Origin of the sequence: Streptomyces sp. NBC_01341 (assembly GCF_035946055.1) — a bacterium.
Lineage (GTDB): Bacteria > Actinomycetota > Actinomycetes > Streptomycetales > Streptomycetaceae > Streptomyces.
In genome coordinates this window covers 79,745-103,146 of sequence record NZ_CP108364.1, presented here as the reverse complement: position 1 = coordinate 103,146, position 23,402 = coordinate 79,745, and the positions used below count along the sequence as shown (strand labels likewise).

23 protein-coding genes and 3 pseudogenes are annotated in these 23,402 nt (G+C 68.3%); 14 read left to right on the top strand and 12 right to left on the bottom strand.

Going from position 1 to position 23,402, the window contains the following annotated elements; all coding sequences use genetic code 11:
* Window positions 1-2: 2 nt before the first annotated feature.
* The 4 genes and pseudogenes from OG206_RS00470 to OG206_RS00455 form a co-directional block, all read right to left on the bottom strand.
* Window positions 3-266: a hypothetical protein gene (locus tag OG206_RS00470; protein ID WP_327110985.1), complete on the bottom strand. Its 264-nt coding sequence runs from the start codon at window positions 264-266 to the stop codon at window positions 3-5.
* 78 nt (window positions 267-344) lie between these two features.
* A complete protein-coding gene (locus OG206_RS00465; RefSeq protein WP_327110983.1) occupies window positions 345-776 on the bottom strand; it encodes a YbaB/EbfC family nucleoid-associated protein in 432 nt (143 codons plus the stop codon).
* Between the two features lie 1,015 nt (window positions 777-1,791).
* Window positions 1,792-2,688: an LAETG motif-containing sortase-dependent surface protein gene (locus OG206_RS00460; protein WP_327110980.1), complete on the bottom strand. Its 897-nt coding sequence runs from the start codon at window positions 2,686-2,688 to the stop codon at window positions 1,792-1,794.
* 812 nt (window positions 2,689-3,500) lie between these two features.
* Window positions 3,501-4,112: pseudogene (locus OG206_RS00455) on the bottom strand (transposase); the annotation flags it as partial.
* Between the two features lie 222 nt (window positions 4,113-4,334).
* Between OG206_RS00455 and OG206_RS00450 the strand changes: the two are divergent.
* On the top strand, window positions 4,335-4,928 hold the full coding sequence (locus tag OG206_RS00450) for a CAP domain-containing protein (protein ID WP_327110978.1): 594 nt from the start codon (window positions 4,335-4,337) through the stop codon (window positions 4,926-4,928).
* A 166-nt stretch (window positions 4,929-5,094) separates the two neighbouring features.
* On the opposite strand, the gene OG206_RS00445 is transcribed toward OG206_RS00450, so the two are convergent.
* Window positions 5,095-6,411 carry a hypothetical protein gene (locus OG206_RS00445; RefSeq protein ID WP_327110976.1) on the bottom strand — a complete coding sequence of 439 codons (1,317 nt, stop codon included), beginning with the start codon at window positions 6,409-6,411 and terminating at the stop codon, window positions 5,095-5,097.
* A 153-nt stretch (window positions 6,412-6,564) separates the two neighbouring features.
* Between OG206_RS00445 and OG206_RS00440 the strand changes: the two are divergent.
* Window positions 6,565-6,795: pseudogene (locus tag OG206_RS00440) on the top strand (gamma-glutamyltransferase); the annotation flags it as partial.
* 278 nt (window positions 6,796-7,073) lie between these two features.
* Here OG206_RS00440 and OG206_RS00435 read toward each other — a convergent pair.
* On the bottom strand, window positions 7,074-7,253 hold the full coding sequence (locus tag OG206_RS00435) for a superinfection immunity protein (RefSeq protein ID WP_327110974.1): 180 nt from the start codon (window positions 7,251-7,253) through the stop codon (window positions 7,074-7,076).
* A 1,153-nt stretch (window positions 7,254-8,406) separates the two neighbouring features.
* Window positions 8,407-8,646, bottom strand: a complete 240-nt coding sequence (locus OG206_RS00430) for a hypothetical protein (protein ID WP_327110972.1) — start codon at window positions 8,644-8,646, stop codon at window positions 8,407-8,409.
* A gap of 658 nt (window positions 8,647-9,304) precedes the next feature.
* Here OG206_RS00430 and OG206_RS00425 point away from each other — a divergent pair.
* The 6 genes and pseudogenes from OG206_RS00425 (at window position 9,305) to OG206_RS00400 (ending at window position 14,319) form a co-directional block, all read left to right on the top strand.
* Window positions 9,305-9,649, top strand: coding sequence for a hypothetical protein (locus OG206_RS00425; protein WP_327110970.1), 345 nt, complete (start codon window positions 9,305-9,307; stop codon window positions 9,647-9,649).
* 13 nt (window positions 9,650-9,662) lie between these two features.
* A complete protein-coding gene (locus OG206_RS00420) occupies window positions 9,663-9,809 on the top strand; it encodes a hypothetical protein (protein ID WP_327110968.1) in 147 nt (48 codons plus the stop codon).
* A gap of 101 nt (window positions 9,810-9,910) precedes the next feature.
* Window positions 9,911-10,771, top strand: a pseudogene (locus OG206_RS00415) (DNA-binding protein); the annotation flags it as partial.
* The gene (locus OG206_RS00410) at window positions 10,771-11,346 is read left to right on the top strand and encodes a transcriptional regulator (RefSeq protein WP_327110966.1); all 576 of its coding nucleotides are present in this window, start codon (window positions 10,771-10,773) and stop codon (window positions 11,344-11,346) included. The pseudogene OG206_RS00415 and the gene OG206_RS00410, both read left to right, overlap by 1 nt.
* A gap of 321 nt (window positions 11,347-11,667) precedes the next feature.
* On the top strand, window positions 11,668-12,756 hold the full coding sequence (locus OG206_RS00405) for a hypothetical protein (protein WP_327110964.1): 1,089 nt from the start codon (window positions 11,668-11,670) through the stop codon (window positions 12,754-12,756).
* Window positions 12,757-13,053: 297 nt separating this feature from the next.
* Window positions 13,054-14,319, top strand: coding sequence for an IS701 family transposase (locus OG206_RS00400; RefSeq protein WP_327110962.1), 1,266 nt, complete (start codon window positions 13,054-13,056; stop codon window positions 14,317-14,319).
* Window positions 14,320-14,430: 111 nt separating this feature from the next.
* Here OG206_RS00400 and OG206_RS00395 read toward each other — a convergent pair whose 3' ends face one another.
* Entirely contained in the window at window positions 14,431-15,036 is a 606-nt protein-coding gene (locus OG206_RS00395) for a hypothetical protein (RefSeq protein WP_327110960.1), read from the bottom strand.
* A gap of 132 nt (window positions 15,037-15,168) precedes the next feature.
* Between OG206_RS00395 and OG206_RS00390 the strand changes: the two genes are divergently transcribed.
* The gene (locus tag OG206_RS00390) at window positions 15,169-15,306 is read left to right on the top strand and encodes a hypothetical protein (protein ID WP_327110958.1); all 138 of its coding nucleotides are present in this window, start codon (window positions 15,169-15,171) and stop codon (window positions 15,304-15,306) included.
* A gap of 260 nt (window positions 15,307-15,566) precedes the next feature.
* Here OG206_RS00390 and OG206_RS00385 read toward each other — a convergent pair whose 3' ends face one another.
* A complete protein-coding gene (locus OG206_RS00385; RefSeq protein ID WP_327110955.1) occupies window positions 15,567-16,172 on the bottom strand; it encodes a hypothetical protein in 606 nt (201 codons plus the stop codon).
* 167 nt (window positions 16,173-16,339) lie between these two features.
* Here OG206_RS00385 and OG206_RS00380 point away from each other — a divergent pair, with 167 nt between their 5' ends.
* Together OG206_RS00380 and OG206_RS00375 are read left to right on the top strand one after the other, a co-directional pair.
* A complete protein-coding gene (locus OG206_RS00380; protein ID WP_327122141.1) occupies window positions 16,340-17,530 on the top strand; it encodes a helix-turn-helix domain-containing protein in 1,191 nt (396 codons plus the stop codon).
* A gap of 103 nt (window positions 17,531-17,633) precedes the next feature.
* Window positions 17,634-17,900, top strand: a complete 267-nt coding sequence (locus tag OG206_RS00375) for a hypothetical protein (RefSeq protein ID WP_327110952.1) — start codon at window positions 17,634-17,636, stop codon at window positions 17,898-17,900.
* 344 nt (window positions 17,901-18,244) lie between these two features.
* Here OG206_RS00375 and OG206_RS00370 read toward each other — a convergent pair whose 3' ends face one another.
* Complete coding sequence (locus tag OG206_RS00370; RefSeq protein WP_327110950.1) at window positions 18,245-18,481, bottom strand: hypothetical protein; 237 nt, start codon at window positions 18,479-18,481, stop codon at window positions 18,245-18,247.
* Between the two features lie 236 nt (window positions 18,482-18,717).
* Here OG206_RS00370 and OG206_RS00365 point away from each other — a divergent pair, with 236 nt between their 5' ends.
* The 3 genes from OG206_RS00365 (at window position 18,718) to OG206_RS00355 (ending at window position 20,259) form a co-directional block, all read left to right on the top strand.
* A complete protein-coding gene (locus OG206_RS00365) occupies window positions 18,718-19,452 on the top strand; it encodes an HNH endonuclease family protein (protein WP_327122140.1) in 735 nt (244 codons plus the stop codon).
* Window positions 19,453-19,757: 305 nt separating this feature from the next.
* The gene (locus OG206_RS00360) at window positions 19,758-19,943 is read left to right on the top strand and encodes a hypothetical protein (RefSeq protein ID WP_134663867.1); all 186 of its coding nucleotides are present in this window, start codon (window positions 19,758-19,760) and stop codon (window positions 19,941-19,943) included.
* A 34-nt stretch (window positions 19,944-19,977) separates the two neighbouring features.
* On the top strand, window positions 19,978-20,259 hold the full coding sequence (locus OG206_RS00355) for a hypothetical protein (RefSeq protein ID WP_327110943.1): 282 nt from the start codon (window positions 19,978-19,980) through the stop codon (window positions 20,257-20,259).
* A gap of 261 nt (window positions 20,260-20,520) precedes the next feature.
* Here OG206_RS00355 and OG206_RS00350 read toward each other — a convergent pair whose 3' ends face one another.
* Together OG206_RS00350 and uppS are read right to left on the bottom strand one after the other, a co-directional pair.
* Window positions 20,521-21,990: an oxygenase MpaB family protein gene (locus OG206_RS00350; RefSeq protein ID WP_327110941.1), complete on the bottom strand. Its 1,470-nt coding sequence runs from the start codon at window positions 21,988-21,990 to the stop codon at window positions 20,521-20,523.
* The gene (gene uppS / locus OG206_RS00345; RefSeq protein WP_327122139.1) at window positions 21,987-22,706 is read right to left on the bottom strand and encodes a polyprenyl diphosphate synthase; all 720 of its coding nucleotides are present in this window, start codon (window positions 22,704-22,706) and stop codon (window positions 21,987-21,989) included. The genes OG206_RS00350 and uppS overlap by 4 nt, the downstream gene beginning before the upstream one ends.
* Window positions 22,707-23,402 lie beyond the last annotated feature (696 nt).

Below are 23,402 nucleotides of genomic sequence, written 5' to 3'. Positions count from 1 at the left end.
GATCAGTGCCGTCCGGTCTTCTTGGATTCGTCCTTGATGGCCTCGATATTCGCGCCCTGAGTCCGGTTGATGTTCTCGAGGTTGGCAAGTGTGCCGTGAGTCACCGCATACACGGCTGCCTCGAGTGACTCCCCCGTCGCTATCACAGTCCGGTTCTCCTGTTCCGTCTTCGGCCCTATCTCCTTCGCGAAATCGTCATCCCAGCCATACCAATCAGCGGTTGCACGCTGCCCGCTGACAAACCGGGCCGTAGCACGACTGATCATCCTGGAAAGCTCCTCGATACTTGAGGTCGCAATCTGAAGCTCCGTAGGATTTGCTGTGTATTCCCCAGAAGGCATGACTCAGTCCTCCGCATCCTCGCCGATCTCATCCTGCAACTTACTGTCCCGCCTGCGCCCGCCGCCCGACCCGTCCCGCACCCCGGGCCCGAAGATCCGCTCCCAGTCGACCTCGATACCGGGGAACCCAGGGACCGCGCCACCGGACTCGGTGAACGGCTGGAGCTTCTTCATCACACGACGCGACATCTGCGTACGGGCACGCCCGGCAGCCTCCAGCACACTGGCCGCGAGTTCACCCGCAGCCATCGTGCGCTGCTTGCCCTCCAGGAACACCAACCCCGTCAACTCACCCTGCGACCCGACCGTGACCTCGACCGCACGGTCCCTCGACCGCACCGTCACCGACGCCGCCCGAAGCTCCGCCTCAGCCTTCGCCACCCCGTTCTGAACATTCTCCAACTCCGCCATCGCCTGAGCGATGCGCTGCTGCATCGACTCGATCCCCACAGACGAATCGAAGAGTTCCCCACCGCCCAGCGGGCTCCCCTCACCCATCAGCCGATCACCGCCGGCGCGCCACCCTCATCCGAACCCCACACGTCTTCCTCCTCCAGCCAGCTGAAACACCCTTCAGCGCGCCCCGCGACACCTGCCTGCAGCACACCCAGCGACGGTGGCGGAAGGCTGCCGCACTGTGGTCAGTTACCGAGGCCCGCGGCTGCCATATAAACCGACCGCCACCGCTGATTCCTTTACGTGTCAAACAGGCAGAGTACCCAACCCCAGCCGGGCACATGTGAACGGTCCAGGATGCGGGCCGCACCAACTCGGCTCTCTGCGCCCGTAACCCGCCGCACGGCCCCCGCGCCAAGTACCGTCCACACCTGACGAACGGGTACCCGTGCCACCTGCGGAGATCGCGCTGCTGAAACCCGGCCCCGGGATGAAACAAGACGCCCGGTCACGGAGCCAACACCCGACCCGCCCTCCCCGGCGGCCGGTGAACCGCTCCGTCATTCCAGCGAGTTCGACCGCCTGCTGAAATCCGCGCCCGCCGGCCGAGCACCCCCGTACCTTCCTCGTCAACGTGGCTCAGTGGTTTGACGGAGAGGTGTTCGAGGCACCCGGACCTGCCGGACTCGGTCGGCGACCGCGGCAGGCCCGGCGTCGTGTGGGTCGCTAGCGTCAGCCTCCGCCACCTGGAGTGCCTGTCCGGACCGAAGTATGTTCTCGCGGATGCCCCGGAGGTCCACGAGTCGTGGATCTCCGGGTCCACGGAGCGGAGCCGCGTCTGCCGTTGCCGGCGTGGTGCCCGTCGGCGTGTGTGCCTTTCTTCCTCGTCCTGAAGGTGGGCCGGTAGCGGTTTCCGAGCTGTCGCAGACCATGAGCCCCGCAACCCTCCGGGCCCACAGCGCTTCGCCCCGCTGCGCGACTGCGCAGCGGGGCGAACCTGCACCGGTTCAGCCAACAGTCCAAAGGTGTTTCGCCTTGGGCCGGGCGGTCGTCATCAGTGCTCGCGGGCGACCTTGCGGCGGCGTGCGGTAACGAACAGGCCGCCTCCCAGGGCAAGAAGGACTGCTGCTGTGCCGGCCGCCACAGGGACGGCGTTGCTGCTGCCGGTGTGGGCGAGCGAGCCGTTTCCACTGTCCGATGTGCTCGGTGCGGCCGCTGCCGTGGAGGACGCCGGGGTAGTGGCTGGCGGCGTGGTCGCCGGAGCCGTGGTCGTGGCCGGCGGCGTGGTCGCCGGGGCAGTCGTCGTGGCCGGCGGTGTGGTTGCGGGTGCTGTGGCGGGCGGTGTGGTCGCCGGAGCCGTAGCCGGGGGTGTCGTCGCCGGAGCCGTCGCCGGGGGCTTGGTGGGCGCGGCCTCGCAGGTGCGCGTTCCCCCGTGCCAGGCGGCGATAAGGTTGTCGCCGAATACCGGGTGGTTGGGTCCTTCGGGAAGGTCGCCGCTCTTGCCGTCGTGTTTGGTGTTACCCACGTAAAGGTCGACCTGAGCGAAGCATTCAGGGGCGGGCACAGTGATGTCGAGCGTGGCATGCTCGTGGCGGCCGACAGTGACGGTGTCGAAGTCCTGGAACGCCTGCTTGCCGGACGTCTGCCAGGTCGCCCCGTGGGCTCCGTAGGAGGCGAGTGAGACCGTGCACGGGTGATCCCTCCGGATCCCACGCACACCGATCTGTACCGTCCCGTCGGTGCCGGTCCTCAGCGCGTTGGTCCTGTACTCGGCCGCCGACATCCAGGTGTCGCCGTCGGGCGAGAACTGGCAGAAGGCGGCGTCATTTTTGCCCGCGGTCGGGGTGGACTGATACCTGGTGTGGTCGGACCCGCGGGTCCGGTGGCCGTCAGCGTGTGCCGTGGTCGCGCCTATCGCGGTCACGGCCAGCACGGCCGTGGTGGTGGTCATGAGGGCCCGCAGGACCCCATGACGTGCTGCAAACATGAATAGATCCCCATCTTGTTTCGACGCCCTCGGCGTGCCTGGCGCAGGTAGCCGCACGGGCGAACTCCCGGACTCCGGCAACGGAACCGGGTCTTAACAGCTGTTGAGTCGGCAGGTGACGTACTTAGTGGTTGCCAGGCCTGCCGCAGTGAGCAACTCGAGACCACTTTTACTCGATCTTGTGTCTCCTGTCCAAGCTCCCTGGAAACACCTGGCGGCACGTCACCTGCTGGGGTGTGTCGCCAGGTGTCGGCCCGGGTCTCATGGAAGGTCAGTCATCCGCCCGCGTCAAGAACCCGGGTCGCTGAGCTCCCCCCGCTCGCGCTGCGCATGGAGCGGAGGCCGGCTCGCTCCGCTCAGTCCCGCCCGGCACGCTGCGCGCCCACCGCCCACGCCACGCGCACCACTTCCCCGTGGGCGCGTGGCACGAGCCGCATGGCCTACTCGCGGCCCTCGTAACCCGAGAGTGGCCCATCGCTGCGCGTATGCGTAACCCCATCACCTGGCCGAGCCCGCCCCCGGCGACGTCACGCAGCTTGCGTACGTACCGGCCGTGCACCCGAGCAGAACTCTGACCACACCGGCAGGTCCCGCTCTTCGCCCGCATGCGCGTCCTCAACACCACCTTGCCGGGCCGTCGCTCGACCTCCTCAGTGAGCAACGCGGGCCGGTACGGACACAGCTCCAGAAGCACATCACGAGAGCACGCGGTACATGATTGCGAACGGTCGGCACGAACCGCTCAACCGTCCGGATCACAAGATCGTCGACAGAGCCCGGGGCTTCGCGTTGATGGCGTCCACGAAAAGCACCGGACAGACGCGGTGCCAGTGGCCGGTTGGACCACTCCGCCATGCCGTCCATCACCGCGTCGGTGATTGTGGAGATCGTGGTCCTGTCCACGCTCGCCGTAGACCTCGGCCAGGTGCGCGGATACCTCGCCGTGGGTGAGCCCTTTCGCGGACGAGGACGGCACTATCTCGTCCACGCCCGACAGGCGCCGCTGCCGCTTCTTGACGATGGCCGGCTCGAACGTGCCGGCCACGCCCCGGGGGACCCTCACCTCGAGAGGACCGACATTGGTCAGCACCCTCTTCGTCCGCGTCCCGTTGCGGAGTTGCCGTTGCCGTTGCCGTTGCCGTTGCCGTTGCCGTTGCCGTTGCCCCGGCCCTCGGCGTCGTGCCTCTCGTATCCGAGGTGATCGGTGATCTCGCCCTCCAAGGCGGACTCCAGGACCCGCTTGGCTGGAGCAGGCCCCCTTCCCCGTTCAGCCGCAGACCCTCGCTGCGGGCCCGGTCCACGAGCATCGCGACCAACCGCTCGTCACTCGCCGGCACGACCGCTGTCGGCTCACTCCCCGTTATCTCCTCGATGGTGGTGTCGCTCATCTGGCGTCTCCTTGATCATCGGATCCGCCGATCATTGGACACTCCCGGAACCGCACCCGGCCGTTCCGGAATGCCGGAACGGCGGATCGTCCCGCCGCGGTCGGGGTCCAACCTGGCCACAAGTCTGAAGCGGTGATCCGCGGAGCTCGCGCCTAGAGTTTGCGCATAAGTGAGGTCCGGTTCGTGAACACGTGCGTCGAACCAGGGAGATGAGGGGCATCTGTGCCGAAGAAGCAGCGGCAGCGCCGCAAGGCAAGTCCGCATACGCCAGCACCGCGGAAGCGGGCAGTGCTGCCGCAACTGCCCGGGCCGCAGGTGGAGAGCGCTGACGAGGAGTGGGATTCCCAGTGGGATGACGGCCCCGGCCTTAGGTTCATTGTGGGCCAGGACCCGTCCGGACCCGGCGCCGCCTCGGTGGCTCCGGGAGGCGCGCGTCTGCAACGGAACCTTGAGAGTTCCGTGGTGGCGTTGGTCAATCAGGAACGTCGGCGCCATGGCCTGCCGCTTTTGAAGGAGGACGCACGCCTGCGCAGCTCGGCCAGGGCCCACAGCGAGGACATGGCGAGGAGGGGGTTTTTCGCCCACCTCTCACCTGACGGGAGTTCTCCCGCAGACCGCATGACAAGGCATGCTCACCCTCGGCCGGGAGGCGAGAACATCGCCATGGGGCAGCAGCAGGCAGCCGCGGTCATGGTGGCATGGATGAACAGCCCCGGCCATCGAGCGAACATTCTGCATGGTGACTTTGGCTCCATCGGGGTGGGCGTCCACATCGGCTCACCAGGCCACTGGTGGACACAGAACTTCGGCTATTGATCGCTGTGGGGATCCGTGGGCCGTCGCCCGGTGCGCATGCCCTTCTGATGTCCTGGCGCGACTTTGCCGACCGCACCCCGCGCCGCCAGGAGGCGCGGTCGGCCGCCCGCACGGATGCCATGCCGGGTCCTTCCGAGGTACGGCATGGCCGGGCGGGGGCTGGAGCTCACAGGGCCTTTCCGGCTTCATTGGTCTGTTCGCTCCGGCCCGTCCGATCCGACCGCCCCGCTCCGGGAGGCGTCTCGGTTGTGCGGAGCAGGAGGTCTCCGGCGACCCAGCGCGTGCCGCTGGGGCCGTGGACCTCTACCAGTGCCACGGCGCGGACGCGGTGGCCGTCCAGGCCTTCGCCCTTGGCGTTGGCCATCGGTGTGCCGAACCGCAGCAGTTCGCGGCGCTGGCTGGAGGCGCTTGCGTTCTGGCCGAGCATGGCGCGGTCGCCCGCGACCGGGACGGTCGGTCCGCCGCGGTCAGCTGAGCCGTACCGTGAGGAATGGTTGTAACCGAGGCTCGGCGCGATGGTGTTGTCCGCCTGTGTCTGGAAGCCGTCCGCCGAGAGCTCGATCCGGTCGATGGCGGTGTCCTTGCTGGTCACCTCCGCGCGCGGTGAGTAGAGAGTGATCTTCAACGACACGCCGGTGCCGCCCGGGTGGCCGAGGAACGGGGCAACGGCCGCAGGCTCCAGCGGGGTCGGTCGGTTGCTCTGCGCCAGCGACGTCAGCCGGATGAGCATGCCTTCGGCCGACGTGGTGGTCTGGGGCCTGGAGGTGTCCTTCAGCGAGGGGTCGACGGCTCGCAGTGCGTCCCTGAGTTCGTCCATGCCACCGAAGTCGTAGATCTCGATCGGCCGTGCGGGCACCCAGGCCGGGCCGGACAGCAGGACACGCAGGTCTGCTGGGACCTCCATCTCCACGGCCACTCCGCCGGGGGGCGGCGTCGGGCGGGGAGCGGATGGATTGGTCGTGAAGACGGCAGGCGGGATGGTCGCGGCGCGCCGTTCCCCTTGGTCCGGTGTCTCCGAGGCGTTGAACCGCAGCACGGCAGTGGCCGGTTCCACCTCCCGGCGCCCGATGCGGGACGCGGGGAAGAGTCCGATCGATCGCAGGGGCAGGACGAATACGGATGCCAGGTCCAGCCCGCTGCCGATCAGATCGGCGAGACGTCCGACCAGTGACTCGGTCAGCGGGCGTGAGGAGACCCGTACCTCGTACTCGTAGGGCACGGGAAACTCGCTGGTGTTGCCGAACGTGCGCTGCCAGGAACGCAGTTCACGGCTGGAGCTCTGGACGTCCGAACGGTTGCTCTGCCGTGCCAGACTCAGCGTGATCCTGGCCTGCTCGCCGTTGCTTTCGCCGAGCGGCGCGAAGTCGACCTGCCTGCTGATGGTCCGGGTGCTGCTGATCCTGGTGGCGCCCGGCACCTCCAGGGCGGTGCCGTCGCCGTGGGAGTGGCCGAACACGTTGTCCATGCCGGAGGTCGTCGTCACCCGCTTGCCACGGCGTGCGGAGAGGTCGTGTCCGGGGGCCGGCCGCGCGACGAGCGCCACCTCGACAAGACGGGGGCCGAGCCAGGAGCGGTGGACGAAGTGGAAGGCTGTGTGCCTTCGGGGACCCGCGTTGACCAGGGTGCGCAGGCCGAGGCTGGTGGTTGCGCCGCAGTTCCCAGGTCACCGCATTTTGAGGGCGAGAACACCACCCGCCTGACGACAGCCGACAAGTGGGGCAACGTCGTCGCGTACACGCTGACGATTGAATCGACTGGCGGCAGCGCCATCACCGTGCCCGGGCGGGGCTTCCTGCTCAACAGCGAGCTGACCGACTTCTCCTTCGCTCCCGCCAACCGGCAGGTCCGCGACACCGTCCTCAAGGGGCTGATCACCGAGGTCTACGAGACCAACTTCCGTGTCTGCGGGGACAGAAAGGTCTGGCGCGAGCTGCACCGCCAGGGCCACGAGGGCAGTGGGTCCAAGGCTCCCTCCTGCTCACGGATGAGGAACGGTTAGCGGACGCCCTTTCCTGCAGTGCCTGGTCGCCGCGGCGCCCACCGGGCCGTCGCAGCGTCGAGCCGGGGCTGAACCGGTGTTGCTGGGCAACCGCGGATGGTTGGGGCAGGCGGCCGCACGGCGGCCAGCCGCAACGGTCCGCGCCTCTAGCCAGCGGTGGGCCCGGAGACGTTGAGCGGTGTGACGCCGTCCGTGCGCGTTCGCATCGTCATGGCCATGTACAGAGCCACGAACCAGAGCAGACCCGTGGAACCGCCGATCAGGCTGACCACGATGACCAGCCACAGGCGCTCCACCTTCCTGCGGTAGGCAACGATCGCAGGCACACACAGGAGAAGAAACGCCACTGGCACAAAAATCAGCAGCTCAAGGGGACCCATGTTTCCAAGCATCGGGTGACTCTATCCGTATGGCGAGCACCTGCTCACTGCGGCGCCCGACAGACCGGCGCAGAGCCCTTCTGAGGCCAGCGCAGCAGTGCCCGGCTTCCCTGCGACCATAGACCCAGCCACCCACCTCCATATCCCAGAGCGGGCAGGCCAGGGGGCAAGCGGAGGTCTGAGCACTCACTACACGCAAAACGTTGTCTGACCTGCAGTTATGCAGAAGTCGGTTCCCGGAAGCTATCGGTCGTAGCGCCGGTAAAAGTGTCGGCATAGGTAGGGCCCCACGCATGCCGCTCACCGCGGGCGCCTGGGTGCCACGTCGATTCCGGCCCGGTCAAGGCGCCGGAGCGACCGGCGACCGCGCCGCGCTCCACGCGACGAGCGCTCTCGAGGGCCAGGTGTCCCCGCGGTCCGGCCCCTCCCCGTCCGCTGAGCGCCGCCGCGTGTGGGAGGGTGTCGGGGCCCGGGGCGGGAGGCTGGTGTCCGGCACCGGCGACGGAGCTCCCGCCCCGGGCACCTGCGCGCCGCGGGCGCCCCCCCGTACCGCTGTCGCTTCGACCTTCTACGCACCGCACCGTAAGGGAGGATTCGACAAGGGAAGTTCCCAGTGTCGAGGATTTGTCGTGGTGAGTGGCCGACCGGAAAGCTCACCACGGCCGCAGGGGCTACTCACCACGAAAAGCTCACCGTGGCAGGTCAGGGGCGTGGTGGGGTCAGTGACGACCTGGACCTCGCGGACGTCGGCGGTGAACTCCGATGCGCGGGTTTCGGTGAACCGGCCACCGTCGTGGAGCGCGGGCGGGGATTCCCCCTTCCTACGGCAGGACTTCAACACCCGGAGCAGTGGAACCCGGCGCCACCCCGAGGCGAGACACTCGGGCCCCGTGCCTGCCCGACCTCAGCCCCCGGCACGAAATCGGTCTACCGACTCCGCCGGCGGACCGTCATGAAACTACGAGGTCAGTATCAATGCCAGTGACTTAAAGATCTTGGCTGATAGGGTGCCTGCTCAGCAGGGGGCCTTGGGGGGGCTTTTTTCGCGTCCGTTGTCGGGGTCACCAGCCCAGCCTTTCACTCGCGAGGACATTGTGGGTCAGTGTCGGGTGGGCGCGGCGCGATCGGCGATCTGAGCGAGGTCGTGGGCGATGCTGCGCAGCACGTACGGGTCGACGCGGTGCCCGGTTTCGGTGGCGTCGGCCACGTGATGCAGCAGCACGGCGGCTGTGAGAACTGCGTACTGGACGGTTGGCTGGCCGCAGCCCGTGTGGTTGAGGCCGTGCAGCACCTCTGCGGCATTGTCGGCGAGCTGGTCGGAAGTCGTCGGATCGGTCATGGGCGTGTCCTTCCGGTGTCGGCCAGGAGTGTACGCGGACTCTTGAAGGGTTGAAGGAGAACCCCTGCCGGATGATCGATCATGCAGCGCCTTGGGGCGCGACAGGCATCATTTGCGAAGGTGTGGCCGGGAAGTGACCCCCTCGCATGGCGGGGGTCGTGTTGGCCGCTCATAGCGGCGTGCGCGGATCTACGGTGCCGGGGCGGGCTACGAAGTACAGCGACGCGGCTACCAGAGCCTGCCGACGTTCAGCGCGGGCTCGCGGGACGGCTGGAGGAGCGGGCCGGACTCCTGCGCGCCGAAGCCCCATCGGCGCCAGGCCTTGAGTGCCGGCCCAAATTGACAACCGTGACTGACTCGGCATCGCACGGAACCGACGCCGCGTTGACCGTTCAGGCCGCCCACTCCAGCCCGAGCGCCGCGCGGTGGTGAGCTTGGGACCGCGGTTCTTGGAGTTCGTGAGGAGCCGCCCGAGTACCGTGGCGTGTTTTCGCTGGTCAGCAGTCGAACCAGGCATAATTCACAACTGACGCAAAAATAGCACAACTTGAGTCGCATTCGAGCATGCGTGTGATCTTTGTGGGCGCTTCTCTCGCTTCAGGAAGTGAAGGCTGACCGGGAGGTCGGCTCAGACAAGAGAGGTGTTTCCATGAGGCGTATGAGCGCTGTTCTGGCGGGTACTGCACTGCTGCTCTCGGGCGCAGCTGTGGGAACGACACAGGCGGTGGCGGCTCCGGCGGCTGCCACCGCGACGTTCTACTCGGACTACGACTTCACAGGTGGCACGGAGATCATCAACGCCACGGAAAATGACGGCGGCGGGGTCCACGTGCACTACGGTTCGTGGCACTCAGTGCGTAACAACACCGGCCGGGTCCTTTGTCCGCGGGACAGTGCCGGTAAGGACTGGGAGCTCTCGGGGAACTACTCGCGGAACCACATCGGTGACCCCAACCCGATCGTTGACGCCCATGTCAGGCCCAGCTGGTCCGGAAAGTGCTGACACTCCGCACCTGTTGCTGATCGGCGCTCCGGCGGTTGAGGGCAGCGAGGTCGACAAGCACACCGAACCCGCCGCTGTGGTCGCGAGGAAGGTCGAGAACTACCGCCGGTTCTTCCAGCGCACCGTGAAGGACCACCACGGTGTGGACGTGGCGTTCTAGTCGATCCGGTGGGACGACTCACCCCGCGACGGCTACCCGCCCTTGGCCCTGGTCTTCAGAAGAACGTCAGCCCCGACGCGGCCATGAACCGCACGAAGAGCATGCACCTGTTCAACGAGACCAGGGCGACCGCCCGTTACGACTACACCGCCTACCCCGCCCATCCGGACATCCTGAAGAAGCCCTCCAAGAAGGACCCCGACCAGATCTGGGAAGCCCGGCCCCGCTTCCACCACCCCGGCTACTCCCTCAAGGCCCCCGGCGACATCAAGGTCACCGCCCTCGACGTGAACGCCGCCTACCTGTCGGCCCTGAAGTGCTGGCTGCCGATCGGCAAGCTTGAGCACAGCACCGGCATGGACGGTGTCGAACCGAAGCGGTCCGGGGTGCACCTGATCACCCCCGCTCCTTGGGAGCACCCGCACCTGCCGGACCCGATCGGCGACCGCGACGAGCCCGGCGCCCTGTGGGTCACCAACGCCACCCTCCGCCTCCTGCAGCGCCTCTCAGGCCCGAAGTACGCCCTGGTCGAGCCCCCGGTCATTCATGAGTCGTGGACCTCGGGTGCGACGGAGAACTTCCTGGACGCCTTGCGTAAGACGCTGTCCGCCGCGCGGGAGACGGCCATCGACCAGGACGACACCCTGACCTTGGAGTACGTCAAGGCGATGTACTCCAAGTTCATCTCGACGATGGGGGAGTCTGTCCACAACCGGGAGATGGTGCGCCCGGACTGGATGCACATCATCCACTCCCAGGCCTACGCGAACCTGTGGGGCAAGGCTTTCAAGGCCCACCAGGCGGGCCTGGATGTCGTCAGCATGATGGGCACCGACGAACTCCATCTGACGGGCGACTGGCGCCAGGTCTTCCCCGAGGGCCGCGGCGTGGCGCAGATGAAGGTCAAGCACGGGGATGCCAAGGCGTCCGGTGAGTACACCGTCGGCCGGGTGACCATCTGATGGCGGGCCGCTGGATGGACCTGGGCATGTTCAACGCCCACGGGGTGCCGGGTGCCGACGCGTTGGGTGCGGCGATCGAGAACATGGTCACCGGCATCGCCTCACCCGTGGACAGCGACCGCGGGCTTTCCGCCCGCCTGCGCTATCTCACCAAGACCGATGCCGGATACGAGGCCATGGACCGGGCCGGTATCCACGTTTCCCCGCGCACCCTGATGGCCTGGCTCGCGGAGGAGCGCACCCCGAACAAGGCTAACCGGACCCGGCTGGACGCCGCGTACTGGGATCTGCGGCGCCGCAACGTGGCAACCGACCTCAAGCACCGCCTGAACAACGACGGGCGCGGTACCCGTGTGGAGATCAACCCGGTTGACCAGTCCGGGGTCGAGCGCAAACACCAGCGTGACGTGGCCAGCCGCAGCATCAACGTCCGCGGTATCTGGGACCGCGCTGTCGATGCATGGATTGGTGATGACGTTCAGGAACTCGACGCCATCTGGGATGACATCATCCAGGACCTCGGCTCGGACTACGACGCGTACAGCAACGTCTCCTCCATCGGCTGGGCAGCCTGAACAGCACAAGGGGAACGGCGCTGGTGCGCGACGAGGGAGAGCCGACGGGGTCTGACGCGTGAGATCGCCCAGGAGCGATCTCCGGCCCGGGGGTGCAGCGGGCGGCCGAGACGCTGTGTACGAGGTGTCGCCGATAAACGGCTGGGGTAGCTCTCCGGGCAGTTGACGGAGGGGGCAGCGGTGGGGCGGGCTAGCCGGGGTAAGAAGGCACGTAACCGTGATCACCAAGGCGAATGGACCGCGACCAAGGCAGCGGCGAAGGCGTCAGCCATAAGGGCGGACACACTAAGGCTCTTGCCGGGCAACCCCTGGGTACGCGTCATGGTGAGCTCCAACCTCAGCAACGTACTCAGCGACATGCACCAGGTGCTCCTCAACAGTGACGCGCCCAAGGGCTCCGAGTGGGACCTGGCCTGTTCGATGATCCTGGGCAAGCTCGGCATGCGTCCACCGTGGCCATCCGGCCCGGACACGGCCGCGGAATGGCAGCTGGCCCAGGATGTGCGTGTCCTGCGATCAGCCGAGCTGATGGTCATTTCTCCCTCTGCTCACGCCGCTGTGATGGCGGCGGCCGCCACCATCGAACCTGGCGACCTCACCCTGCTCTCCCGTGACCGGGACGTTGTCACTCCCACCGGCCTGCTCGTCTTACCCGAGCCCGTTGTGTGCGTGAACCGCACCGGGTCCCAGTCCGACACTCTCGCCTATGGCTGGCAGTTCACGACCCAGCACCAGATCCTGCCCACCGCGCAGTATGCCGGCGTCCGCATCAGCACTTTCATGGACCGCGACGGTCCCGTACAGCCCGACGACTGGCGTGCTGCGGTGACTCAAGCCCGCGTCTCCGGCCACCCCCTGCCCCGACTCGTCCCCGACGGTATGTACGGGATGCGTGGCGACCGCCCAGGCAGCATGGCGAGTGAGCCCTCCCCTGAGCTGCTGACGCAAAAGCACAAGGAACTCCAGGCCGCTCTCACTCAAGCATCCGTTTGGCGCTCTGAACCGGTTGCCGACATCGGAGAGTGGGCCGGCGGCCGCGTAGAGGACCCAAGTGACGACTTCGCCTGCCGCTACATGTTTGCCTTCTGGCGTCTTGTCGCCCAAGGCATCACGACCACGGCCCCCACATTTCCGGCGCCAGAGGGCCCCCGGTCGATAGGCCACCCCCACGACCCCGACATCCGGGTGGTGCGGCTGGTCCGGCAGATACCGGATCAGCGGACTCCAGAGACACGTGGCAAGCAGGTGAGGACCTACCACCACCGATGGCCCGTGCGAATGCACAAGGTGCGCCAGTGGTACCCATCCACTCAGGAACACCGCCTCATCTGGCGGGGTCCCTACATCAAGGGACCGGCCGACGCACCTCTCATGCTGGGTGAGAAGATCTATACAACGCATAGCGGCTGACTTCCATCTACGCCTGCTGCCAGCAGTCAACCGAGTTGCGCAAACTGCCGTCTCGGCAGGACCCTCTCCTTGGTTAACCACCCTTGACAGCAACGTCGTTCCGTGAAATAAGGGTGGTTGCACCGGGGCTTTGATCCGGACGCCACCACGGGCGGACCCACGTGGACGCGGACCCTAACCGGGATCGCCGCGAAGCTTGCAGTCATTCGACCGCAACGGAGTGCGCCCGCTAGTAGTGCTTGGTCATGTGCGGTTCGTGATGGCGTGTCTTCTTGATCGTCGTGTCGTTGACCGGGTGTGCTGAGTGAGGAGTTGGCTGCGGTCCGGTGCGATCTGGAGGACTTCGCGGCGGAGATGTTCGAGCCGTTCGCGCGGTCGGATCAGCGTCGGTGGGGCGGGGTCTATCTGCGGGGTCTGTTGCTGGACGGCGGGCGCAAGTCGGTAGAACCGATGGCCGCCCGCCTGGGCGAGGACGGGAACCGGCAGGCCCTGGCCCACTTCGTCACCTCCAGCCCGTGGGATGCGGCGCATGTGCGGGCCCGGCTGGCCTGGCGCATGCAGCCGGTCATCAAACCCACCGCGCTGGTCATCGATGACACCGGATTCCTCAAGGACGGGGACGCGTCGGCGTGCGTGACCCGGCAGTACACCGGCACCGCGGGCAAGGTCACCAACTGCCAGGCCGGAGTCTCGCTCCACCTGGCTTCCAACGGAGCCTCCGCGGCGGTGAACTGGCGTCTGTTCCTGCCCGGGAGCTGGGATCCCGCCTCGCCCAAGGCCGATCCGGCCAAAGTGGCCCGCCGTGAGGGTTGCGCCATCCCTGCCCAGGTGGGCCATGTCGAGAAGTGGCAGCTGGCTCTCGACATGATCGACGAGACGCGGTCCTGGGGCATCGAGGTGCCCCAGGTCATCGCCGACGGCGGCTACGGGGACACCGCCGCCTTCCGGCTCGGCCTGGAAGAACGAGGTCTCGACTACGTGGTGGGCATCTCGACTACGACCACCGCACAACCCGAAGACGCACAGCCGTGCACACCTGCCTACTCCGGCCGCGGCCCGCATCCGGTTCCTGCCTACCCCGAGCCGGCCCAGCGAGTGAAGAGCCTGGTCATCGCGGCCGGCAAAGCGTCCGCGCGGCCGGTGCAGTGGAGGGAGGGATCACGGCCGGGCAGCGGCCGCAGCGGGTTCAAGCGCATGTACTCGCGCTTCGTGGCCCTGCGGATCCGGCCCGCCGGACGTGAGATCCGCAAGGCCGCGGCCACCGCCGAGCTTCCGGTCCGCTGGCTGCTGGCCGAATGGCCCGCCGACCAGAACGAGCCCGTGCAGTTCTGGCTCTCCAACCTGCCCGAGACCACCCCGCTGCCCGTCCTCGTGCGCACCGCTAAGCTCCGCTGGCGCATCGAGAACGACTACCGCGAGATGAAACAGGCGCTCGGCCTGGCCCACTTCGAAGGCCGCAGCTGGCCAGGCTGGCACCACCACGTCACCCTCGTCTCGGTCGCCCACGCCTTCTGCACCCTCCAGCGACTGACCCGATCCCTAAAAGAGACGGCGCCGGCCTGAGCCTCTACCGAGTCGTCCGCGAGCTGCAGCTACTCCTCGCGACCTGGACCGGCGCCTGCCCTACCTGTCACCGCGACTTACCAGATCCCGCACCGACGTGACCACGCCCTGCTAGCAGTTCTGGGTGGTGAACTTCGTTGCAGGTTCTGTGCCGGTACCCGTATCCGCCTCCGGCAGAGCCCATCGGGCAATGCTGCCGTAGTGGTCCTCGATCAACAGCTTTCCACCCTTCACGGGCACGTTGAGGTCGGTGATGGCCCTGTACTCGTCATTGGCCTTGACCGTCGCATAGGGGGTGAAGGCATCGATGCAGCCCTGCCAAGGCGCATCGGTGTAGTCCCAGGCTTCGGCCATCTCCGGACCCCGCGCCCACTTGATGTGGTTGTCCGTCTGCTGACCAAGGGTCCCGCCCGTCGCAGATTTCATGGTGAAGGCGACGGCCAGCGCGTACTTCCCGTTCAAGGGAAGCGTCTTGTCCTTGGCGAAGGCATCCCGGTAGGCAATGCCGGTGAGTGTGATTTGCATGGGGCGACCTTCATCGTCGCTGAGCGTGACGGTCTGGCCGATCTGCCGAAGCGCCGGGTCCGAGGCGCCAGCCTCCCCCGGTGCCTGACTCACCGCTTGCGGTGGCCGGGAGTCTTGGCCACCTTCGGCTTCTGTGCACCCCGCCACCGCAAGGGAAACCGCCAGCGTCACGACCGCTAATGCGTTCTTCATGGATGAAGCACCCGCCCTCTCCTCGTTGCCATCGGGACATCTGCCTGTGCGCTAGTCCTTGCTGCGCGTCGAGTACATCTGCCTCGTCCCACAGGCATTTCGTGTCGTGTGAACGCTACCGAGGAATCGATCATGGTGCGTCAAATTGGCCGACCTGCCAACGGCGACGCCGACACGACGGTCCTGCGCACGATCATGGCTGGCCCGATCAACGAACGACCGACCAAGAAGACACGCCGTCACGGATCGCACATGACCAAGCACTACTAGGGCGGCAGAAATGATCATCCGTTGCATGGACGGCTCAACGCACCTGGCCACCCACGCCGTCACGGGTCGAAGGGCGAGTTCACCCGAACTCGTCGCCCCCCGCTGGCTTCGGTGATCTCTTAAGAGACCATCTCATCTGGCGAGTCTGCGGTAGCAGGAAGTGGTCGCCGCCGGCGGAGCAGGTGGGCACGACAGCGGCGCGCCCGGGTTCCGGCCGCGCCGCTGTCGAGCTGTGGTCAGCCCTCGGGGGAGCCTCCGGGTCAGTGGAGCTTGTTGACGGCGGTCTTCGTCGTGGTGCGGAAGGCGGTCAGCGGGGCGTCCTCGAGGTCGCCCATCTGGCCCCAGCGGACGAGGGTGACGGTGCGGCCGTCGCGGCCGACGGAGAACAGGTGGATGTCGGAGATGCCGATCTGCGGGTCGGCGGTGTCCAGGCTGTAGACCCAGGCGCCCTCCTCGACGGCGAGCTTGCCGTGGGAGGCGCTGACGGCCTGCAGGCCCGGGTTCTGCTGCTCCAGCAGGGGGCCGCAGCCGGCGAGGGCCCCGCGGAGGGTGTCGACCAGCTTCACGGCGTCGGCCTCGGTAGGGGCGACGGTGGTGACCTGGACGCCGTTGGTGTCGAGCTCGGTGCTGAACTCGCGGTAGCGGGTGTTCTGCGCCGGGATCTTGTACGGGGTGCAGAGGACGCCGCCGTTCTCCGGAACGCCGGTGAAGACCTGGGTGGCGGTCCACGGCGTCGACGACGGCGGCATCTGGGAGGCGGCGAGGAAGGCGGGCTGGGCAGCGGCCTGCGCCGGGGCTGTGGCGAGGGCCGCGAGGCCCAGTGCGGCAGCGGCTGCGGTGGCGAGTGCGGTGCGGAGCTTGTTCATGGTGGTGGATCCCCCGTCGGGTTGTTCGTTGGGTCAGTGCTCAACCAGCGTGGGGCCGGCGCCCGCCGGTTGCAACGATCACGCGCCCACCAGCCGTCCCGGAACCATTCCACCCCCGCTGACGTGCAAGGACGTGAAGGATGGGACGCAAGGTCGAGGGGGATGGAATGCCGAAGGACGCCGCCGTCGAGGAGTTCGCGGGGCTCGTGCGCGCGCTGAAGGCGCGGGACGGGAGGAGTTACGAGGCGCTGGGCCGGCGGCTGAGCGTCAGCGCGTCCACCCTCCACCGCTACTGCTCGGGCGCGACCGTCCCGGAGGAGTTCGCCGTGGTCGACCGCCTCGCCCTGCTGTGCGGGGCGGACGAGGAGGAACGGCGGGCCCTGGAGGCGGCCTGGACGGAGGCGGACCGCGCCCGCCGCCGAGCGGCCACGACCTCGCCCGCGCCCGCACCTGTGCCGGCCGTGTCGGCCGCGCCGGAATCGAACCCGGTACCGTCCGCGCCGGAACCAGGCCCCGGCCCCGCCCCGGACCCGACCGCGCCGGGGGCGCCCCGCGCCCGCCCCCGTCGTGGCGCCCCCGCTCCCCTCCTCGTCGCTGCTGCCGTCGCCCTCGTCGTGCTCGCCCTCGCCGCCATCCTGCTCGGCCACCCCACCCGTACGGCTTCCGCACCCGCTCCCGCTTCCACCGCTCCGGGGCGGACCGCGGCCCCCCTCCCCTTCACCTGGAGCATCGGTTCCCAGCTCTGGGAGGGCGGCTGCGGGCACACCTACCTCGTGGACCGGGCCCCCCGCGCGGTCGCCCCGCCGCCGGTCGCGGCCGACTCCGGGGCGTGGGCCGGGACGCACGGTGCCGTGCACGGCGGGGAGGCGCTGGTGCGGATTACGGTCCAGGGCCGGTCGCCGTCCGACGCCGTCGTCCTCCATGCCCTGCACGTGCGCGTGGTCGACCGCGCCGCGCCGCTGCAGTGGAACGCGTACCGGATGGACAACGGCTGTGGCGGCGCCGTCACCCCGCGCCACTTCGCCGTGGACCTCGACCGGCCGCGCCCGCTCGCGAGGCCCGTCGACGGCCTTGACGCCTCCGGCGCAAAGGTCCGGAAGATCCCGGCCGTCTCCTTCCCGTACAAGGTCACCTCCTCCGACCCCGAGGAGCTGCTGGTCTCCGCGCGGGCGGCGGGCTGCGACTGCCGCTGGTACCTGGAGCTGGAGTGGAGCGCCGGGGGCCGTACGGGGACGGTGCGGATCACGGACGGCGGGAAGCCGTTCCGCACGAGCGGGACCAAGGGGAGGCCGGCGTACGTGCACGACTCCGCCGAAGGGCGCTGGATCACAGACTCGGACTCTGGACAGACCGGGTGACCGATGAGTAACTTCGAACGGGAAGGCCGTTGCCAAGGGCACCGACCTGGAGAACTACGCAAGCACCGACGCGCTGTCGAAGTTCCGTTCGGATCTGGCCCACATGAAGGAACAGCGCACCGTGATCCGGGGCGAGCTCGGACACGACGCGAAGGTGACCTCGCTCGACGCGGTCGCGAAGCTGCCGACCGCGACGATCGAGGACTGCGTCGACCTGTCGAAGTGGCAGACCACAGACACCCGCACTAACAAGGTCCTTCCCCTCCCGACGAAACAGCCGCGCCGCTACGTCGCGACGGCGACGGCGGAGAAGTGGCCGAACGGCTGGATAGTGACCGACTACGTACCGGATGGGGCACGCACGTGCTGAGGCGCGCGGCGGCGTGGCGGGCCTCCTGGCGCCGGGGCTCGCATACGCGGACGACGGCCCCGCACTCGGCACCAGACCCGGCTGCCGGGGCTCGCTGCTTTCGGTGACGGTGTGCGCCTCGGACACCACCACCGCTGGCGGCACCCCGGGCCCCGATGCTTAAGAACAGCATCTGTCGACGGTTTCCGGCCGCAGCTGGTGTCACTCGGCCTGTGAATGTCGAAGTGGAACGACGGCCGTTGTGCGGGCGGGGAACGGGAAGGGGGCGGCCGACGTGATGTCGACCGCCCCCGCACCGTCGCTGGTGGCCCGGTGCTCCACCCGGTAGTTGCCGGGCCGATGTGTCAGAGACCGAGGAACGTGAAGCGGTCCCACTTGCTCTCGCTCTTGCTGTTGTCGTGCCAGACCGGTCCGACGTGGTCGATGACACCGGCGAACGACTTGTCGGCGGACCGCTCGGCGCCCTGCGAGCCGGTGCCCCGGATGAGCCCGCCATCGTCGTCGGCGAGGGCGGCGCCGGCGCCACCGAGCAGGATGCCAGCAGCGAGGACGGACGCGGTGAGGGCAGAGCGCATCCGCATGACTACTCCCGAGGATCTCTGGATGACGCGTCAGGAAAGATCACGTCCGGCCGTTCAACGCCCCGGAACGAACACGGAAACGACATGTCACCCAGACGGAGCCACCCCCTGGAATGCTCCTTCTCAGCGGGTGTTCGGGTGTTCCGTTTCTTCAGGTGAACCGGTGTCGCGATCGGGTGACGTAGCGTCATTGCCCAACCGCCGGGCAGGGGGCGGCTGCTACACCACGTCTCGTGATGATCTCCCTGCTGCGACGCGGCCTTCCCGCGCTCGCCCTCGCCGTCCTGCCTCTGCTCGCCTCGCCCGCCGCCGCCGCCGGCCCCCTGCCGGTGGAAGAACTCCCCTTCACCTCCTACGCCCCGGCGCAGACCCCTGACGGTGCCCCTGGCGCCCGGGCATCGCTGCGACTGTTCGAGGCCATCGACCGGCTCCCGGTCGCCGAGGAGCACCGGGCGGGCTACCAGCGGACCCTGTACAAGCACTGGAACCGCGGCCTGAACGCCACGGACGGCTGCGACACCCGTCGCGAGGTCATCCTCTCCGAGGCCGTGAACGCGCCCGAGGTCACGGCCGGCTGCAAGCTCACCGGTGGCTCCTGGCGCAGCGCGTACGACAACCTGGTGGTGACGGACGCCGGGCGGCTGGACGTCGACCATTTCGTGCCGCTCGCCGAAGTCTTCGACTCAGAGCAGACACCGTGGAGCGCAGAGCGGCGCGAGGCGTACGCCAACGACCAGGACAGCCCGGACACGCTGATCGCGGTCTCCGCGGCCTCCAACCGGTCCAAGAGCGACAAGGACCCCGCCCAGTGGATGCCCACGGACGCGTCCTACCACTGCGCCTACGCCGCGACCTGGGTAGGAACGAAGCTCCGCTGGGACCTGGCTGTGGATGACGCCGAGCGACAGGCCCTGCTCGGCGCGGCCGAGGACTGTGCCGGCACCACCGTCACCTACGAGCCCGCCCCGTAGCCCTGGGTGACCTTTGGGCCGCAGCCACCCTGGCCTTGGGCTGGGGAAGGCAGCCTGACAGCACGACGACGGTGCCCGACCTCCGAGGCCCTTCTCTGGGGGCCGGGCGTCGTCGTGGGTCAGGTGCTCAGCGCGCAGTGTCTGGACCTGCGGGACCCCGGAGTACCGCAGGTAATTCATCTCCGGGCGTCTGCACGGGCCCATAGTGGGACGGCTACCGGCCCGCAGGCGGAGCCGCTACTGCCGTGAGGGGCCGACGACGTCCTGAGTCGCGGCCGGTCACGCGGAGACGTACACCAGAAGGTATGAGTGACGCGCAGACGACATGGCACCCGGGCGAGATCGTCCCCGAGAGCGGGATCTACGAGTGTGACTGCGGAGCGGCCCACCACTGGAGCACCGACGTGAAGGGCCACCGCTTCCCACCCTTCCCGGCAGGCTGCCCCGGCAGCGCATGGGCCCTGAAAACGGACGCCCACCCGGACACCTGACCAGCCCCGGACCGGCCACGGGAAGGAGCCCCGCATGGTGCTGCGACCTCCCGTGGAGCCCATGCTCGCCCAGGCACCCGAGACCATCCCCCTCCCTGGAGCGATGCCAGGGGGCATGCTCATCGATCCCAAGTTCGATGGATTCCGGTGTCCGCTGTTCACGCCGGTCGAGGACGGGCAGCCTGTGGTGCTGCAGACGCGTCGCGGAGCGATGTACCAGGCGTGTTTCCCCGATCTGGTTGCCGCGGCCGGGCAGCTGCCCCGCGGTCTGGTCCTCGATGGCGAACTTGCCGTACTCGAAGAGGGCCAGCTGTAGGGACCGCGGTTCCGTGAGCACTGCGTCCTGCGGAAACGTCGGATTCCGCGTGTCGTGAGCGCTGCTCGGGGGTGTTGATCATGAGCAGGATGTCCCGGTGTGGAGCCCACGGCGGCAGGAACTGACCAACCCCCAGATTGCCGATGGGAAGAGCGTGTTGAGGAGGCCCTGCCGCTCGCGGAAGTTTCGCGGGCACCTGAGCCGCAAGTCCGGACGTGGGGGCAAGAGCGTGTAGCCGTGGCCGACACGTGCACGAGTTCGTTAGGCGTCGGCGAGAAGGGGGTCGTACGGAGTGCTCGTGCGGCGGCCCGACATGAAGGAGAGGAAGTCACCCACGAAGGTGCTCCGGCCGTAGGCGCCGTCGGTGGCGGTGATGTCGCGGTGGAAGGCGGTGCGGAAGAGGGTCCGGTACTCGTCGGCTTCGATGCTCCCACTTCCGTCCTTGTCGGTGGCGTCGAAGAGCACCTCCGCGACGCGGATGAGCGCGGGTCCGGCGAGGGAGGGGATGGCGGCGGCGTACTCGTCGGCGCTGACGCGGCCGTCGCCGTCCGTGTCGAGGGCAGCCTGGAGCTCGCGCCACCAGGCGGCGAAGGCGTCGTAGAGCCGGGTCTCCTCGGGCTCGTCCAGGTCGAGGCGGGTGGACAGTTCGCGGGCCATGGCGGCGAGGTCAGGCCAGTCGAGGTAGCCGTCGCCCGTCTGGTCCAGCACCTGGCGGAAGAACTCTCCCGCCGAGCGTCGGCCCTCTCCCGTGCCCGCGGAAGGCGCCGGGTCCAGGCCGGGGCCGGCGTCGCCGCCCAGTGGTGTGAGGAGACGGAGCAGGGCCGACGTCCGCTTCATGCGGGCGCGCAGAGCGGCCACGGTGCGGGCGCGGGGGTCGTCGCTGCCAGGCGAGAGGGAGAGGACTTCGATGATGCTTTCGGCGCTGATCCAGCCCTCGGGTAGGAAGCGGGCGAGTCCGGCGGTGAGGTAGGCCCCCTGCATGAGGGTCTGGGCACCGGGCATCTCCGGCAGCCCGGCCCTGCGCCGGTACGGCTCGGGGAGTGAGGCGACGGTGATCGCGCCGAGGAGCGGGCCGGCGACGGCCCGGCCGGCCGCCCACAGCGTCGGCGCGCCGTCGAGCAGTGCCGGGGCGGGCAAGTGGTCGAAGAGCCGGTAGAGGATGACGCGAGCCGCTTCGGTGTTCTCGAGCTCGTTTTCGACGACCCGGTCGAAGTATCGCCAGAAGTCGTTCAGGTCCTCGGGGAGTTCTGCGGCGTCGCCGTCGAGCGCGGCGAGGAACGTGCGGTATTCGGCGTACATCCGCTCCATCGTGTCCTGGTCGAGCGGCTGGCCGCTCAGCCGGCACATGGTGACGGCGCTCTCGAAGAGGGTGGCGACCACCCAGGCCCGGGTCGCGCGGTCCATCGCGTCGTAGGCGCGGCCGCGGGAGTCGGAGCCGCTCATGCGGGCGTGCAGCCGGTTGAGCCGGGCGGCTTCCCGTTCGCGCTCCGCCAAGTCGGTGCCGAACATGCGCCGCATGCTGAGGAAGGTGTTGCGCAGCCGGCGCCAGGGGTGGGCGACGAAGGTGGAGTTGTCGACGAGGGCAGCGCCGATCTGCGGGTGAGCGGCCTCCAACACGGTGGCGCGGATCATGGCCAGCGCCCAGCGCGGGTCGTCGAAGAAGGCGCTGAACTGCGATTCCGGGCCGAACAAGGGTGCCTCGTCAGCCGTGTCCGTGGCTTCGGCGGTCATGATGGGTCTCCGTTCGTCCGGGGCGGCACGCCGCCGAAGCGGCGGTCGCGGCGCCGGTAGGTATGTAGGCACGCGAGGAACTCGGGGGCTCGGAAGTCCGGCCAGAGCACCTCGGGGAAGATCCACTCGGCGTAGGCAACCTGCCAGAGCATGAAGTTGGAGATGCGCTGTTCGCCGGAGGTGCGGATGACGAGGTCCACGTTGGGGGTGTCGGGAAACGGCAGGTGGTCCGCGAAGAGCCGCTCGGTCACCTCATCAGCGGGCGTCTTGCTGCGGATGAGCGATCTTGCGGCCTCCACGATGTCCCGGCGCCCGCCGTGGTCGAAGGCCACGGTCAGCGTCATCCCGCGGTTGTCGGCGGTCAGCGCAGCCAGATCGTCGAAATCTCGGGCCAGTTCACGGGGGATACGCGGGTCGGCGACCCCGAGGAAGCGACAGCGGATGCCACGGGCCAGCAGCAACGGCGCATGCTTCCGCACGACTCGGCGGACCAAGCGCATCAGATAGTCGACCTCTGTGCCCGGGCGGTTCCAGTTCTCGGTGGAGAAGGCGTACAGGCTGAGCCACTCGACACCGGCGGCCCGGGCCGCCTCGATGATGTCGATGACGGTCGTCTCCGCAGCCCGGTGGCCCGCTGTCCGGGGAAGCGAACGCCGCTGCGCCCAGCGGCCGTTGCCGTCCATCACGCAGGCTACGTGTCGCGGCACCGGACGCACCGGCCTGTCGTCCTGCCGCAGCTCGTCGCCGTACTGTTGCCCGCCCGGCCGGTCCTTCGTGGCCGGGCGGGCGTGCGGGACACCGTGGTCCGTCACGCCCAGCCCCGTCTCACCCGGAAAGGCACGGTCGACTCTACCGCGCTCGGTCACGCCCACCCCGTCTCGCCCATACCCACGCCCCACCGGCGCCTTCCGTCCCAGAGTCTGACGGCGCGAAAGAATCCTGACCGGCCAATCGGGTGACTGTCACCCTTGGCCCATATGTCCGATTCTCCCGTACCGGCATCGGCAGCTTCTCCGCTGACCGCGAACCACCCGTCTCGTTCTCGACGGCAGCAAGGGGAGTGGGGGACACACCAGCCGGATGGGGTCGGTGCCGTGGCGGCCTTCGTCCACGATGCGGTCCACGCGCAGGCGGCCGACTGGGAAGGCCGACTCGCTGGAAGATCACTTGGACGGCGGCGCCGCTATTGGGCGGGATGGAATCGTCGACGGCGGTGTTGGGGTTGACGAAGAGGTGGGGTTGGAGCTGTCGGGCCAGCGGTGGTGGTGCTGAAGTCCCCATGATGTGGCCAGGCGCAGGGCGAAGGCGTCGAGGTAGACGATGTGGTCTATGCGTCCTGCCCGAAGCAGGCGTAGTCGACCTTTGCTGCGATCGAGGTCGGTTCGCTCGAGGTGGACGAACTGTCCGGGGAA